Origin of the sequence: Enterobacter sp. PGRG2 (genome assembly GCF_030291195.1) — a bacterium.
Taxonomy (GTDB): Bacteria; Pseudomonadota; Gammaproteobacteria; order Enterobacterales; family Enterobacteriaceae; genus Enterobacter_D.
Window position 1 is genome coordinate 2,451,471 of sequence record NZ_CP127837.1, and the last position, 15,281, is coordinate 2,466,751.

A 15,281-nucleotide genomic window follows, 5' to 3' on the forward strand; every position below is an offset into this window, starting at 1 on the left:
TCATCCATCAATAAAAATATCTGCCAGTGCCTTATGACAGAGTAGCAGAGAAAGCCCTTCCAGCTCCGCCCATACCGATTGCCCGTAGTCCTGCTTTACCGTTAATTCAGTGCGGGAGAGCAGGTGTACCGCATGACGTAACTGTTCGTTACTGAGCCGGTTCAGCGCCTCGCTGGTCACCGCGCGGCGGTTCTGCCAGACGCGATGCTTATCAAACAGCGTGCGCAGCGGCGTGCTGGCGGACTGACGTTTTAAGGTCACCAGCAGCAGCAGTTCCCGCTGCAGGGTGCGCAGCAGGATCACCGGCTCGCAGCCTTCCAGACGCAGCTGTTGCAGGATATGGAGCGCGCGTTTGCTTTTCCCGGCGAGCAGCGTATCCACCCAGTGAAAAGGGGTAAAGTGCGCCGCGTCGTTAACGGCCTGCTCCACGCGGGGGAGCGTCAGCTTGCCGTCGGGCCACAGCAGCGCCAGCCGATCCAGCGCCTGCGCCAGCGCCAGCAGGTTGCCTTCATAGCAATAACACAGCAACTGGCTGGCCGCTTCATCAAGCTGAAGGTTGTTCTGTTTTGCGCGGTTCGCCACCCAGCGGGGCAGCTGCGCCTGTTCCGGCGTCTGACAGGTGACCATCACGGAGCGCTCTGTCAGCGCGCTAAACCAGGCGGCATTTTCCTGCGCTTTGGTGAGTTTGTTGCCCCGCACCATCAGCAGCAGATCGCCGTGCAGCAGGCTGACCAGCGTGGCGAGCTGTTCATTGATGGCGGCATTCGGGCCGTTATCGGGGAGCTGCAATAACAGCGTCTGACGGCTGGCAAACAGGCTCATGGCCTGGCACAGTGAAAAGAGGGCGGACCAGTCGGTGCTGGCATCAATGGTCACGCTGTGATGCTCATCAAAACCCTGGGCGATCGCCGCGGCGCGCACCAGATCCTGACTTTCCTGCAATAACAGCGGATCATTACCCAGTAGCAGATACGCCGCGCGCAGCCCTTCATTGAGCTGCGCGCGGAGTTGTTCAGGGTACAGCTTCAGCATCAGTTACCTAATGATGTTGGGGCGCTGGGCGCAACATCAGGCGTGGTCACCGGCACATCGGCATCCTCACTATTGGCATGTACGCTTGGCAGCTGGCGGATCAGCTGTTCCGCCGCTTTGTCATACATTTCCTGGATGATCATCGTCTGTTCCGCATCTTTTGCCAGCGCGTTTTGCGGGTTATCGAAGAAGGAACGATAAACCTTGGTTTTTAAAGGATAAATTCCTTTGCCAGGGATCATCAGCGATGCCCATACGTCCATCACCATCTGGTATTCCGCTGTACGACCGTTCTGGAAAATAGAGGCCGTGTCCTGTACAAGACTGGCGGTACCCAGACGGAGCGAAGGAATATCCTGACGTGTGCTGCCTTTCTCAACCACTTCAACTCCGTTCAGCCGCAGCTGGGTACGAATCGCACGGCTTAACGGACCATAAGGATCCGAAGAGTCGAAAATGATGGTTTTCATTTCGGCAGGAACCTGGGTGGTATTCCGTAAATGCCAGCCGCACCCGGCGGTGACCAGCACCGCCAGTGATAGTAAAACTGTTGCCAGATATCGCACGCTTCCTCCCGCGCTTAGCCAACGACCAGATTGAGCAGTTTGCCCGGGACATAAATCACTTTACGCACGGTAACGCCCTCAAGATATTTCGCGACCAGATGTTCCTGACCCGCACGTTCGCGAACCTGTTGTTCGGTAGCATCGACAGGCACGGTAATTTTACCGCGTACTTTGCCGTTCACCTGCACAACCACTAAGGTGGAATCTTCCACCATCGCGTTTTCGTCAGCCTGCGGCCATGGCGCGTTGTCGATATCGCCTTCGCCATGCAGTTCCTGCCACAGCGTGAAGCAGGCGTGCGGCGTGAACGGGTTGAGCATACGCACCACGGCCAGCAGCGCTTCCTGCATCAGCGCGCGATCCTGCTCGTCATCCTGCGGCGCTTTCGCCAGCTTGTTCATCAGTTCCATAATAGCCGCAATCGCGGTGTTAAAGGTCTGACGACGACCGATATCATCGGTCACTTTGGCGATGGTTTTATGTACATCACGGCGCAGCGCTTTCTGATCCTCGCTCAGGCTCGCCACGTTCAGCGCGGCAACCTCGCCCTGAGAGGTATGCTCATACACCAGTTTCCAGACGCGTTTCAGGAAGCGGTTCGCGCCTTCCACGCCGGATTCCTGCCATTCCAGCGTCATGTCTGCCGGTGAGGCAAACATCATAAACAGACGCACGGTGTCCGCGCCGTAACGTTCAACCATTTCCTGCGGGTCGATACCGTTGTTTTTCGACTTGGACATTTTGCTCATGCCGGTATACACCAGCTCATGGCCGTCGGCGTCTTTCGCTTTCACGATGCGGCCTTTCTCGTCGCGCTCAACGATGGCGTCTTTCGGGGACACCCAGTTGCGCTCGCCGTTAGCACCCACATAGTAGAAGGCGTCCGCCAGCACCATGCCCTGGCACAGCAGCTGCTTCGCCGGTTCGCTGGAGGTAACCATGCCCGCGTCGCGCATCAGTTTGTGGAAGAAGCGGAAATAGAGCAGGTGCATGATGGCGTGTTCAATACCGCCAATGTAAATGTCTACCGGCAGCCAGTAGTTGGCGGCTTTCGGATCCAGCATACCGTCGGTGTGCTGCGGGCAGGTGTAACGCGCGTAATACCAGGAGGACTCCATAAAGGTGTCGAAGGTATCGGTTTCACGCAGCGCAGGCTGACCGTTGACGGTAGTTTTAGCCCACTCCGGATCGGCCTTGATCGGGCTGGTAATGCCGTCCATGACGACATCTTCCGGCAGGATCACCGGCAGCTGATCGGCAGGGGTCGGGATCACCGTACCGTCTTCCAGGGTCACCATCGGGATCGGCGCGCCCCAGTAACGCTGACGGGAAACGCCCCAGTCGCGCAGGCGGTAGTTCACTTTACGCTCGCCGACGCCCAGTGCCGCCAGCTTGTCAGCAATGGCGTTAAAGCCCTCTTCAAAGCTCAGGCCGTTGAATTCGCCGGAGTTAAACAGGGTGCCTTTTTCCGTCAGCGCCTGTTCAGACAGATCCGGCTCCGCGCCGTCTGCCGTCAGAATAACCGGCTTGATGGTCAGGCCGTATTTGCTGGCAAACTCATAGTCACGCTGATCGTGGCCCGGAACGGCCATCACTGCGCCCGTACCGTACTCCATCAGCACGAAGTTTGCTGCCCATACCGGGATCGCTTCGCCCGTCAGCGGATGAATGGCTTTAAAGCCGGTATCAACGCCTTTTTTCTCCATCGTCGCCATATCGGCTTCCGCCACTTTGGTGTTGCGGCATTCGTCGATGAAGGTAGCCAGTTCTGGATTGCTTTCCGCCGCCGCCTGCGCCAGCGGATGACCCGCAGCTACCGCCAGGTAGGTCGCGCCCATAAAGGTATCCGGGCGGGTGGTGTAGACGGTCAGCTTGCTGTCATGGCCCTGCACATCAAAGGTGATTTCCACGCCTTCGGAACGGCCAATCCAGTTACGCTGCATGGTTTTAACGGTGTCCGGCCAGTGGTCCAGCGTATCCAGATCGTTTAACAGCTCTTCAGCGTAGGCGGTGATTTTAATAAACCACTGCGGGATCTCTTTACGCTCAACTTTGGTATCGCAGCGCCAGCAGCAGCCGTCGATAACCTGCTCGTTCGCCAGCACGGTCTGGTCGTTCGGGCACCAGTTCACTGCGGAGGTTTTCTTGTACACCAGGCCTTTTTTATACAGTTCGGTGAAGAACAGCTGTTCCCAGCGATAGTATTCCGGCGTACAGGTCGCCAGCTCGCGGCTCCAGTCGTAACCGAAGCCCAGCATTTTGAGCTGGTTTTTCATGTAATTGATATTGTCGTACGTCCACGGGGCCGGAGCGGTTTTGTTTTTCACCGCCGCGCCTTCAGCCGGCAGGCCGAACGCATCCCAGCCAATCGGCTGCAGGACGTTTTTGCCCAGCATGCGCTGGTAACGGGCAATAACGTCGCCGATGGTGTAATTACGGACGTGGCCCATGTGTAGTCGTCCAGAAGGATAGGGAAGCATCGACAGGCAGTAATACTTCTCTTTGCTCTCGTCTTCGGTTACTTCAAATGTGCGCTTCTCGTCCCAGTGTTGCTGGACTTTTGATTCTATCTCTTCCGGGCGGTATTGCTCTTGCATGGCAGCCAGTGATCCTGTTTTCAATACAGCTACAAGCGTAGCATTAGATGTGATGTCTCAGATCCGCATAGCATAGCCCAAACGCCCGCCTCAAAACAGCCTTTCGCACAAAAGGAGGGATGCCGATCCTTGCAGGAATTTACACACTCTGTGGGGCGGCTGGCAAAGTATGCCGGAAATAACGTCTATTATTAGAAGGTGTTACTAAGCCCGGAGGCGAAAGGATGAACAAGGTTGCTCAATACTACCGTGAACTGGTCGGCACGCTGACCGAACGCCTGCAAAACGGCGAGCGCGACATCGACGCGCTTGTGGAACAGGCCAGACTGCGCGCCACCCAGACCGGGGAGTTAACGCGAACCGAAATTGATGAACTGCTGCGCGCCATTCGCCGCGATCTGGAGGAGTTTGCGCGCAGCTATGGGGAAAGCCAGGGCGAACTGACCGACAGCGTTTTTATGCGGGTGATCAAAGAGAGCGTCTGGCAGCAGCTGGCGGATATTACCGATAAAACCCAGCTGGAGTGGCGGGAAGTCTTTTCCGATCTCAATCACCACGGGGTCTATCACAGCGGGGAAGTGGTGGGGCTGGGTAACCTGGTCTGTGAAAAGTGCCATTTCCATCTTGCGGTTTACACGCCGGATGCGCTGCCGTTATGTCCGAAGTGCGGTCATGACCAGTTCCAGCGTCGTCCTTTCGAGCCGTAAATTTTAAGGCCGGAGCGCCTTCAGGCGTTTCCGGCCATCACGCTTTATTCTCCGTAGAACGCCAGTCGTTCGGCCAGTAAATCCACAAAAGCCCCGCGATCGACATCCATCATCACCGTCGTATTCGGCGTATTGCCGGTCAGGAAATAGTAATCCACCACCGTCATACCCTGGGTGTACTGCCCGCGGGTTTCCACGCCGACCCAGCGCTCCACCGTGGTGAAAATTTCCGGTTTCAGCAGCCAGGCGATGGTGCAGGGATCGTGCAGCGGCGCGCCCACAAAGCCCCATTTTTCCTGTTTGTGATATTCCATAAAGAAGTGGAGCAGTTCGGCCACAATCACAGCCACCGGATTGCCGATGGCGCGAAAACGCTCCACATCCGCGGCGTGGATCTGTGCTTTATGGGTGACATCCAGCCCCGCCATCACCACCGGAATGCCGGAGCGGAAGACGATTTCCGCCGCTTCCGGATCGACATAAATATTGAATTCGGCGGCGGGCGTCCAGTTACCCGGTGCCATTGCGCCGCCCATGATCACAATACGCGCGATTTTGTCATGCAGTTCCGGATGGCTGTTTAGCAGTAGCGCCACGTTGGTTTGCGGCCCGGTAGCCACCAGAGTGACCGGCTCCGCGCTCTCGCGCAGGGTTTTTGCCATCAGCTCAACGGCGGTGCAGGGCTGCGCCGCAAAACCCGGCTCCGGTAATGCCGGGCCATCAAGCCCGCTTTCGCCGTGCACGTTATCGGCGATGATAAGCTCGCGCATCAGCGGTTTTACCGCACCGCCCGCCACCGGAATGTCGCTGCGCTTAAGCAGCGTCAGCATCCGCAGCACGTTATTCAGGGTTTTGTCCGGCGTCTGGTTTCCGGCGGAAGAGGTGACGGCTTTGACGTCCAGTTCCGGGGAGGCAAGGGCGAGTACGAGGGCGATAGCGTCATCATGACCTGGATCGCAATCAATTATTACGGGCAGTGCCATTGGTATTCCTTATCCGTGTTGTTTTGTGACAAGGGTAACGCGTCACTGAAAGGCAGACGATAAAGGCGGGTAGAAAACGTGAAGCGGCGCGCAGATATGCCCTGCGCGCCAGGAAGATTAATGCAGGATTTTGGCGAGGAAATCTTTTGCGCGATCGGAGGCCGGATTCGCAAAGAACTCCTCTTTCGGCGAGTCTTCAACGATTTTGCCTTCATCCATAAAAATCACGCGGCTGGCGACTTTACGCGCAAAACCCATTTCGTGCGTCACCACCATCATGGTCATGCCTTCCTGCGCCAGCTCGACCATCACGTCCAGCACTTCGTTGATCATCTCCGGATCCAGTGCCGAGGTGGGTTCGTCAAACAGCATCGCCACCGGATCCATACAGAGCGCGCGGGCGATAGCCACACGCTGCTGCTGGCCACCGGACAGCTGGGCCGGAAATTTGGTGGCGTGTGCCGCAAGACCCACACGCTCCAGCAGTTTGCTGGCTTTATCACGGGCGGCGGCTTTATCGCGCTTAAGCACTTTGATCTGCGCCAGCGTCAGGTTTTCGATAATCGACAGATGCGGGAACAGCTCGAAATGCTGGAACACCATGCCAACGTGGGAGCGCAGCTCCGCCAGGTTGGTTTTCTTGTCGGTCACGGTGGTGCCGTTCACCACGATCTCGCCTTTCTGCACCGGCTCAAGGCCGTTGACGGTTTTGATCAGCGTCGACTTTCCGGATCCGGACGGGCCGCATACCACCACCACTTCACCTTTTTTAACCGTGGTGGAGCAGTCGGTCAGCACCTGAAAGTGACCATACCATTTTGAAACGTTTTTCAGGGAAATCATTAAACTGTCCTTTTCTTCAGATAGCTGACCAACAGTGAAGCACTGAGACTGATAACAAAATAGACGAAGCCGGCAAAGAGGATCATCTCAACCTGGGTACCGTCGCGCTCGCCGATGGTGGAGGCGGTGCGGAAGAAGTCCGCCAGGCTTAACACGTACACCAGCGAGGTATCCTGGAACAGCACGATGCCCTGGGTTAACAGCAGCGGCACCATCGCCCGGAACGCCTGCGGCAGAATAATCAGCTTCATCGACTGCCAGTGGGTCATGCCCAGCGCCAGCGCAGCGCTTGACTGGCCGCGTGAAATACTCTGAATACCCGCGCGAATAATTTCCGAATAATAGGCGGCCTCAAACATCGAGAAGGCGACCATCGCGGAGATGAGGCGAATATCCGATTTGGGCGACAGCCCCAGCACATCCTGCAACAGACCCGGCACAATCAGATAGAACCACAGCAGCACCATCACCAGTGGGATGGAGCGGAAAACGTTCACATAGGCAGTGGCAAACCACGCCAGCGGCTTGAACGTCGACATGCGCAGCACCGCCAGAATAGTGCCCCAGACGATACCGACAATCACCGCCGTAACGGTAATTTTCAGCGTCACCCAGAGTCCGTCAAGCAGATAGGGCATCGCCGGAATAATGGAACTCCAGTCAAACTCGTACATTATTTGCCTCCCATATTGCCAGGCAGGCGGACTTTACGTTCTACCAGGTTCATTACCAGCATAATCACGGCATTAATCAGGACGTAGGCAAGGGTAATAGCAGTGAAGGATTCCCAGGCGTGGGCGGAGTAATCCAGCAGCTTACCCGCCTGCGCCGCCATATCCACCAGACCAATGGTCGAGGCGATGGCGGAGTTTTTCACCAGGTTCATCATCTCAGACGTCATTGGCGGCACGATCACCCGATAGGCATTCGGCAGCAGCACATAGCGATAGGTTTGCGGCAGCGTCAGGCCCATCGCCAGCCCGGCGTTTTTCTGGCCGCGCGGCAGCGACTCTATTGCCGCACGCACCTGCTCGCACACACGGGCGGCGGTAAACAGCCCGAGGCAGATCATTGACGACAGGAAGAACTGGATATTGGGATCGAGCTCGGCTTTAAACCACATGCCGAGATCTTCCGGCAGCAGTTCAGGCACGACCAGATACCAGGTAAAGAATTGCACGATTAACGGCACGTTACGGAAGAGTTCGACGTAAAGCGTCCCGATGCCTGCCAGGAACCGGTTAGGCACGGTTCTGAGGATGCCAAACAGTGAGCCGACCAGGAAAGCAAGGATCCAGGCGGTGATCGACAGCGCGACCGTGACCTGAAAACCGCTCCACAGCCAGCCAAGATAGGTGGTGTTGCCGAACGGGGCTTGTTGCAGGAAAATTCCCCAGTTCCAGTCTATTGACATAATCTACCTCTGAAAAAAAAGGGTAGCAGCGCTACCCCCGAAGATTAATAAGAAGCTGTAATATTCGTGCTGAAAGGGGAACGACCCTTCAGCGTATAGTCTGTCCGTGCTTCATATCAATCGAGAGGGCAGGAGAACCCGCCCCTAATGGTTGTAATTAGTTAAGTGCTTTATCGTTAGGTTCTTTGAACAGCGCTTTCATCTCATCCGACAGCTCAAAGTTCATATTCAGATTTTTTGGCGGGATCGGGTTTTTGAACCACTTATCAAACCATTTCGCCGCTTCGCCGGACGTCTGCGCCTGCGCGATGGTGTCATCCATCAGCTTCTTGAATTCGGTATCGCCTTTACGCAGCATGCAGCCATAGGCTTCCTGTGACTGCGGCTTGCCGACGATTTCCCAGTTATCCGGTTTTTTCGCCTTCGCACGCTCGCCCGCCAGCAGGGCATCGTCCATCATAAAGGCCACGGCACGACCGCTTTCCAGGGTACGGAAGGAGTCACCATGATCTTTCGCGCTGATGATGCGCATATCCATTTTCTGCTCTTCGTTAAGCTTGTGCAGCAGCACTTCAGAGGTGGTGCCTGACGTCACCACGACCGCTTTACCTTTCAGATCGGCGAAGTCTTTTACGTTGCCGCCTTTTTTCGCCAGCAGACGGGTGCCGACAACGAAAATAGTGTCAGAGAAAGCGGCCTGCTTCTGGCGCTCCAGGTTATTGGTGGTGGAGCCGCACTCGAAATCAAAGGTGCCGTTCTGCAACAGCGGAATACGGTTTTGCGAGGTGATAGGGATCAGTTTTACCTGCAGATCCGGCTTGTTAAGCTTTTTCTTTACCGCTTCAACAATGGCGTTGGAGTAAGCCTGCGAATAACCCACCACTTTTTGCTGGTTATCGTAGTAGGAGAACGGTACGGAAGATTCACGGTGTCCGACCACGATCACGCCGTTTTTGGCGATTTTTTCCAGCGTGCTTTGCCCGGCCGCAGGGGCTGCATCTTCAGCCTGCGCTACGCCGGCGGACATTCCCATCACCAGCATTGCTGTGGCCAGTTTACGTAATTGCATATCCAACTCCTTCATCGTCAGCGCCAGAGACGCATTGATACCCAGTGTGAGTGATTGTGTTGTTATATCCTGCTGCTTAAGCGTGCAGTGTTATGCGTGTTTGTTAACATTTAGTCTGGCTTAATGTAAAGATTTTGCTGCGATATTGTTTATTTTTGCGAGGCGCTCCGCACCGTTTAGAGGCATAAATCGCTGCTTGCACCAAATTAGTGCCGCCGCCGATCCGTGCTGGTGCATCAAGGTTGCAGAGCCGCAAAAAATCGCTGTTCCCTGCTAATGGGTAGCAAGAGGTGTGCCAGTTTTGAAGGAGTGCAGGCCCGGTGCACTGTGTGCGACCGGTCCTGGAGGAGAGGGATTAGTGACGACGCTGGCGCAGACTCATCACCAGCGCGCCGAAACCGGCGAGCGCGGTGAGGATCCACAGCGGCCAGTTGCCGGTGCGGGCATAAGGCGTAAGGCCACGTGCCGGCGTGACCTCTGCCGTCAGCACCTGACGGGTAAACTGCGGGATCATAGCCTGAATGTCGCCCTGCGGACCAATCACGGCGGTAATGCCATTGTTGGTGCTGCGCAGCAGCGGACGTGCCAGCTCCAGCGAACGCATACGCGCCATCTGGAAGTGCTGCCACGGGCCGATAGATTTACCGAACCAGGCATCGTTGGAAATGGTCAGCAGGAAGTCCGTATCCGGACGGAAGTTGTCCCGCACCTGTTCGCCGAGAATGATTTCATAGCAGATGGCGGGCGTCAGATTAAACCCGTGCGCATGCAGCTGCGGCTGCACGTAAGGCCCGCGGCTGAATGACGACATCGGCAGGTCAAAGAACGGCGCCAGCGGACGCAGGATCGACTCCAGCGGCACGAACTCGCCAAACGGCACCAGATGGTTTTTGTTGTAGCGATTGGTGGAGTCATAACGATACGGACTGTCTTTACCCAGCGTAATGATAGTGTTGTAGGTATCGTAGCGATTCTGCTGATTCAGACGCGCATCCACAATGCCGGTGATAAGCGTTGTGTCTCTGTCACGCAGCTGCGCGTCCAGCGAGCTTAAAAAGCGCTGCTGGTTGATTTCCAGATCCGGAATGGCGGACTCCGGCCAGATGATCAGTTGCGATTTGCCCATCTCCCGCTCGCTGTTGCTAAGGTAGATCTCCAGCGTATTCACCAGCTGGTTTTCATCCCATTTCAGCGACTGCGGAATATCGCCCTGCACCAGCGACACCTGCGTGGCTTTTTCCGGCAGCAACGTATACCACTGAACATAGCGCAGCGGGAAGGGCAGCGCGAACAGCACCACGCCCGCCGCCAGCGGACGCCAGTTGCGGGTCGCGATAGCCAGCGCCAGCAGGCCGCTGACTATCATCAGAAGGGCGTTGATCGCTTCCACGCCCATCACCGGCGCCAGCCCTTTCAGCGGGCCGTCGATCTGGCTGTAGCCAAACTGCAACCACGGGAAGCCGGTCAGCACCCAGCCGCGCAGGAATTCCGTCAGCTGCCAGACGACAGGCGCGGCAATCGCCACGCGCAGCCAGTTCGTCTTCGGCCACAGGCGGGAGAGGATCCCGGCAAACAGACCGGTATAGAGCGACAGATAGGCGGCCAGCAGTACGACGAGGAAAATATTGATCGGGCCGGGCATGCCGCCGAACTGCGCGATGCTGACGTAAACCCAGTTGATGCCGGAACCAAACAGCCCCAGCCCCCAGAAATAACCAATCCAGGCGGCCTGCAGGGGGCGGCGGTTGAGGGTCAGCCCCTGCAGCCCCATCAGAGACAGCAGCGCGGCAGGCCAGATATCATAAGGAGAAAAAGCCAGCGTTCCGCTGGCTCCGAGTATCAGCGCCAGCAGCAGGCGATAGCGCTGGCGTTCCATTAATGGGGCAAAAACCATTTATTCATCCAGTAGTGGTTTTATTCGTCCAGTTTTGGCTGGGGAGAATCATCCGGTATTCTGACATGAACCTGAATAATACGGCGGCTGTCGGCCATCGCAACTTTAAACTGGTAACCATCAATGTCGATGGATTCGCCGCGTGCAGGCAGATGCCCGAACGCCTGCATCACCAGGCCGCCGATGGTATCCACTTCTTCATCGCTGAAGTTGGTACCGAAGGTTTCGTTGAAGTCTTCAATGGAGGCCAGCGCGCGCACCGTCCAGGTATGACGGCTGAGCTGGCGGAATTCGATATCCTCTTCTTCATCGTATTCGTCTTCAATTTCACCGACGATCAACTCAAGAATATCTTCAATGGTCACCAGACCTGAAACGCCACCAAATTCATCAATGACGATCGCCATGTGGTAACGTTGTGAACGGAACTCTTTCAGCATGCGGTCCACCCGCTTGCTTTCCGGCACAACCACCACCTGGCGTAACACTTTCTCCATGCTAAAGGCTTCGGCATCGCTGCGCATAAACGGCAGCAGATCCTTGGCCATCAGAATCCCTTCAATGTGATCTCTGTCTTCGCTGATCACCGGAAAACGCGAGTGGGCAGACTCGATGATAACGTCGAGACATTCATCCAGCGTTTGATTGCGTTTGAGGGTGATCATTTGCGAGCGGGGGATCATGATGTCGCGGACGCGCTGGTCTGCAATATCCATTACCCCTTCGAGCATGTCACGCGTATCTTCATCGATAAGATCGTTCTGCCCGGAATCACGGATTAGCGCCAGTAATTCATCGCGGTTTTTAGGTTCACCGTGGAAAAGCTGGCTCAGTAAGAGGGAAAAAAATCCCTTTTTGCTGTTAAGTGTATCGTTACTGTGGGAATTGTCGTCGCTCATGGCGTCGTGTGGGATCTCATGTTAATCAAAATGTCGCACGTCACGCGTAAACTCAGCGCCAGACGGCATGAAAAGCAGCCGCGCCGGTAAACCGGCGCACAGACTACTCCTTCTCGGCAATGTACGGATCCTCATAGCCCAGAGCAAGCATTATCTCTGTTTCGATGCCTTCCATTTCTTCTGCTTCGTCATCTTCAATATGATCATAACCCAGCAGGTGCAAACTGCCGTGGATCACCATATGCGCCCAGTGTGCGTCCAGCGGTTTTCCCTGTTCGCGGGCTTCCTGCTCCACTACCTGACGGCAGATAATTAAATCCCCCAGCAGCGGCATTTCAATCCCCGGCGGCGCTTCAAACGGGAACGACAGCACGTTGGTGGATTTATCTTTACCGCGGTAGGTCAGATTCAGTTCATGACTTTCGGCGTCGTCCACCACGCGGATGGTAACTTCTGATTCTTCCTGAAACTGCGGGATCACCGCATTCAGCCAGTCCTGGAACTGGGCTTCAGTCGGCAGGCCTGCGGTATCCTCGCAGGCCAGTTGTAAATCGAGTATCACAGAACTCATTTTTGCTCCTGCTGCTGGGCTTCGCGTTTGCGCTCGGCGGCCAGTTCAGCTTTACGTTTTTGGTCGGCCTCTTCCCAGGCCTCGTAAGCGTTAACGATACGGGCAACCACCGGGTGGCGCACCACGTCTTCGCTGTGGAAGAAGTTAAAGCTGATCTCATCCACCTCGGCCAGCACCTCAATAGCGTGGCGCAGGCCGGATTTAAGGTTACGCGGCAGGTCAATCTGCGTCACGTCACCGGTGATCACCGCTTTCGAGTTAAAGCCGATACGGGTCAGGAACATTTTCATCTGTTCGATGGTGGTGTTCTGACTCTCATCCAGGATGATGAACGCATCGTTTAACGTACGGCCGCGCATATACGCCAGCGGTGCCACTTCGATTACGTTGCGCTCCATAAGCTTTTCAACTTTCTCAAAGCCGAGCATCTCGAACAGCGCGTCATACAGCGGGCGCAGATAAGGATCCACTTTCTGGCTTAAATCACCGGGCAGGAAGCCGAGTTTTTCACCGGCTTCCACCGCCGGGCGGGTCAGCAGAATGCGGCGCACGTCCTGGCGCTCTAGGGCGTCGACGGCGGCAGCCACGGCGAGATAGGTCTTACCGGTACCGGCAGGCCCTACGCCAAAGGTGATGTCGTGATCGAGAATATTAGCCACGTACTGCGCCTGATTCGGCGTACGGGGTTTGATCACCCCGCGCTTGGTTTTGATATGGATCGCCTTGCCGTATTCCGGCACGCTTTCCGCACTCTGTTCCAGCACGCGGGCTTCTTTGATCGCCAGATGGATCTGTTCAGGCTCGATCTCCTGCGTCTGACCGCGCATCGGGGCGGTATCGACGTACAGGCTACGCAGAATATCGGCAGCCGCGTTCACGCTGATCGGGCGACCGGTCAGTTTGAAGTGGTTATCGCGGCGGTTAATTTCGATACCCAGACGGCGCTCAAGCTGTTTCACGTTGTCATCAAACGGGCCGCACAGGCTTAACAGACGTTCATTATCGGCGGGTTCAAGGCTGATTTCGCGGGTTTCTGTATTCAAATTAATCCTCTTATACCTTTAAGCCTGCCAGCAAAAGGCTGACGGGCGTGATGTCATCATTACCGAAAGTATTTACGGCATGGGGAAAAGGCGCAAGCATGGTATTGGATATGGGGGCTGGAGGGGGCAAAACAAGGCCTGCCAGCGACGGCAGGCCGCAATGATTATGGCTGGAAAAGACCGACGCCAAGCTCATTTTCTTTACGGGTGCGGGCGATCACCGACTCCGGCGTTTCGCTGATGCGCAGGCCCATCTCATCTTCCGTGCGTACCACTACGCCGCGCAGGGAGTTGGTCAGAACATCCGTGATTTCCACGTCGACGAATTTGCCGATCATCTCCGGCGTGCCCTCGAAGTTCACCACGCGGTTATTTTCAGTACGGCCGGAAAGCTCCATCACGCTCTTACGGGAGGTGCCTTCCACCAGAATACGCTGGGTGGTGCCCAGCATACGGCGGCTCCAGGCCATTGCCTGCTGGGTGATGCGCTCCTGCAAAATGTACAGCCGCTGCTTTTTGTCCTCTTCCGGCACATCGTCCACCATATCGGCGGCAGGCGTACCCGGACGGGCGGAAAAGATAAAGCTATAGCTCATGTCGAAGTTTACATCGGCAATCAGCTTCATCGTCTGCTCGAAATCCTGGGTGGTTTCACCGGGGAAGCCGACGATAAAGTCAGAGCTTATCTGAATGTCCGGACGCGCCGCGCGCAGCTTACGGATAATCGCCTTGTACTCCAGCGCCGTATGGGTACGGCCCATCAGGTTAAGCACGCGATCGGAACCGCTTTGTACCGGCAGGTGCAGGAAGCTCACCAGCTCCGGCGTATCGCGGTAGACTTCGATAATGTCATCGGTAAATTCGATGGGATGGCTGGTGGTAAAACGCACGCGGTCAATACCGTCGATGGCGGCCACCAGGCGCAGCAGCTCGGCAAAGGAGCCGGTGGTGCCGTCATAGTTTTCACCGCGCCAGGCGTTGACGTTCTGCCCCAGCAGGTTCACTTCACGCACGCCCTGGGCGGCCAGCTGGGCGATTTCAAACAGAATATCATCGCACGGACGGCTGACTTCTTCGCCACGGGTATAAGGCACCACGCAGTAGGTGCAGTATTTATTGCAGCCTTCCATGATGGAGACAAAGGCGGTCGGGCCATCGGCGCGGGGTTCTGGCAGACGGTCGAATTTTTCAATTTCCGGGAAGCTGATGTCCACCACCGGGCTGCGATTGCCGCGCACGGAATTGATCATCTCCGGCAGGCGGTGCAGGGTCTGTGGCCCGAAAACGATGTCGACATAGTGGGCGCGCTGACGAATAAGATCGCCTTCCTGGGACGCGACACAGCCGCCGACGCCAATGATCAGGTCAGGATTTTTCTCTTTTAATAATTTCCAGCGACCTAATTGATGGAAGACTTTTTCCTGCGCCTTTTCGCGAATCGAACAGGTGTTAAGCAGCAGCACATCGGCTTCTTCCGCCACCTCGGTGAGTTGATACCCGTGGGTGGCATCCAGCAGATCGGCCATCTTTGATGAATCGTATTCGTTCATCTGACAGCCCCAGGTTTTAATATGGAGTTTTTTTGTCATCGACTTGCTCTGTTAATCGCCAGGAATGCAGGCCGCGTATTGTAATGCTTTGACCCGGCGCTGACCATAGTTCA

14 protein-coding genes are annotated in these 15,281 nt (G+C 56.1%); 1 reads left to right on the top strand and 13 read right to left on the bottom strand.

What is annotated here, in order from left to right:
• From holA to leuS, 3 genes are read right to left on the bottom strand one after another with little or no spacing between them, the layout of a single operon-like run.
• Complete coding sequence (holA, locus tag QRD42_RS10715) at nucleotides 1–1,032, bottom strand: DNA polymerase III subunit delta (protein ID WP_321987084.1); 1,032 nt, start codon at nucleotides 1,030–1,032, stop codon at nucleotides 1–3.
• Nucleotides 1,032–1,598: an LPS assembly lipoprotein LptE gene (gene lptE, locus QRD42_RS10720; RefSeq protein ID WP_072567746.1), complete on the bottom strand. Its 567-nt coding sequence runs from the start codon at nucleotides 1,596–1,598 to the stop codon at nucleotides 1,032–1,034. The genes holA and lptE overlap by 1 nt, the downstream gene beginning before the upstream one ends.
• A gap of 14 nt (nucleotides 1,599–1,612) precedes the next feature.
• The gene (leuS, locus tag QRD42_RS10725) at nucleotides 1,613–4,195 is read right to left on the bottom strand and encodes a leucine--tRNA ligase (RefSeq protein ID WP_318377219.1); all 2,583 of its coding nucleotides are present in this window, start codon (nucleotides 4,193–4,195) and stop codon (nucleotides 1,613–1,615) included.
• A gap of 224 nt (nucleotides 4,196–4,419) precedes the next feature.
• Between leuS and QRD42_RS10730 the strand changes: the two genes are divergently transcribed.
• Complete coding sequence (locus tag QRD42_RS10730) at nucleotides 4,420–4,902, top strand: zinc ribbon-containing protein (protein WP_072567748.1); 483 nt, start codon at nucleotides 4,420–4,422, stop codon at nucleotides 4,900–4,902.
• 44 nt (nucleotides 4,903–4,946) lie between these two features.
• On the opposite strand, the gene rihA is transcribed toward QRD42_RS10730, so the two are convergent.
• From rihA to miaB, 10 genes are all read right to left on the bottom strand, one after another.
• Complete coding sequence (rihA, locus tag QRD42_RS10735) at nucleotides 4,947–5,885, bottom strand: pyrimidine-specific ribonucleoside hydrolase RihA (RefSeq protein WP_321987085.1); 939 nt, start codon at nucleotides 5,883–5,885, stop codon at nucleotides 4,947–4,949.
• A 117-nt stretch (nucleotides 5,886–6,002) separates the two neighbouring features.
• On the bottom strand, nucleotides 6,003–6,728 hold the full coding sequence (locus tag QRD42_RS10740) for an amino acid ABC transporter ATP-binding protein (RefSeq protein WP_321987086.1): 726 nt from the start codon (nucleotides 6,726–6,728) through the stop codon (nucleotides 6,003–6,005).
• Nucleotides 6,728–7,402 carry a glutamate/aspartate ABC transporter permease GltK gene (gene gltK, locus QRD42_RS10745; protein WP_072567751.1) on the bottom strand — a complete coding sequence of 225 codons (675 nt, stop codon included), beginning with the start codon at nucleotides 7,400–7,402 and terminating at the stop codon, nucleotides 6,728–6,730. Before gltK ends, QRD42_RS10740 begins: the two co-directional genes overlap by 1 nt.
• Nucleotides 7,402–8,142 carry an amino acid ABC transporter permease gene (locus QRD42_RS10750; RefSeq protein ID WP_072567752.1) on the bottom strand — a complete coding sequence of 247 codons (741 nt, stop codon included), beginning with the start codon at nucleotides 8,140–8,142 and terminating at the stop codon, nucleotides 7,402–7,404. The genes gltK and QRD42_RS10750 overlap by 1 nt, the downstream gene beginning before the upstream one ends.
• 157 nt (nucleotides 8,143–8,299) lie before the next feature.
• Nucleotides 8,300–9,211: an amino acid ABC transporter substrate-binding protein gene (locus QRD42_RS10755; RefSeq protein ID WP_072567753.1), complete on the bottom strand. Its 912-nt coding sequence runs from the start codon at nucleotides 9,209–9,211 to the stop codon at nucleotides 8,300–8,302.
• A 355-nt stretch (nucleotides 9,212–9,566) separates the two neighbouring features.
• Nucleotides 9,567–11,105 (bottom strand): apolipoprotein N-acyltransferase, encoded by a 1,539-nt coding sequence (gene lnt, locus QRD42_RS10760; protein ID WP_072567754.1) that lies wholly within the window; start codon nucleotides 11,103–11,105, stop codon nucleotides 9,567–9,569.
• 20 nt (nucleotides 11,106–11,125) lie between these two features.
• Nucleotides 11,126–12,004 (bottom strand): CNNM family magnesium/cobalt transport protein CorC, encoded by an 879-nt coding sequence (gene corC, locus QRD42_RS10765; protein WP_072567755.1) that lies wholly within the window; start codon nucleotides 12,002–12,004, stop codon nucleotides 11,126–11,128.
• A gap of 103 nt (nucleotides 12,005–12,107) precedes the next feature.
• Nucleotides 12,108–12,575 carry an rRNA maturation RNase YbeY gene (gene ybeY, locus QRD42_RS10770; RefSeq protein ID WP_072567756.1) on the bottom strand — a complete coding sequence of 156 codons (468 nt, stop codon included), beginning with the start codon at nucleotides 12,573–12,575 and terminating at the stop codon, nucleotides 12,108–12,110.
• Nucleotides 12,572–13,618, bottom strand: coding sequence for a PhoH family protein (locus QRD42_RS10775; RefSeq protein ID WP_072567757.1), 1,047 nt, complete (start codon nucleotides 13,616–13,618; stop codon nucleotides 12,572–12,574). The genes ybeY and QRD42_RS10775 overlap by 4 nt, the downstream gene beginning before the upstream one ends.
• 164 nt (nucleotides 13,619–13,782) lie before the next feature.
• Nucleotides 13,783–15,207: a tRNA (N6-isopentenyl adenosine(37)-C2)-methylthiotransferase MiaB gene (miaB, locus tag QRD42_RS10780; RefSeq protein ID WP_072567758.1), complete on the bottom strand. Its 1,425-nt coding sequence runs from the start codon at nucleotides 15,205–15,207 to the stop codon at nucleotides 13,783–13,785.
• Nucleotides 15,208–15,281 lie beyond the last annotated feature (74 nt).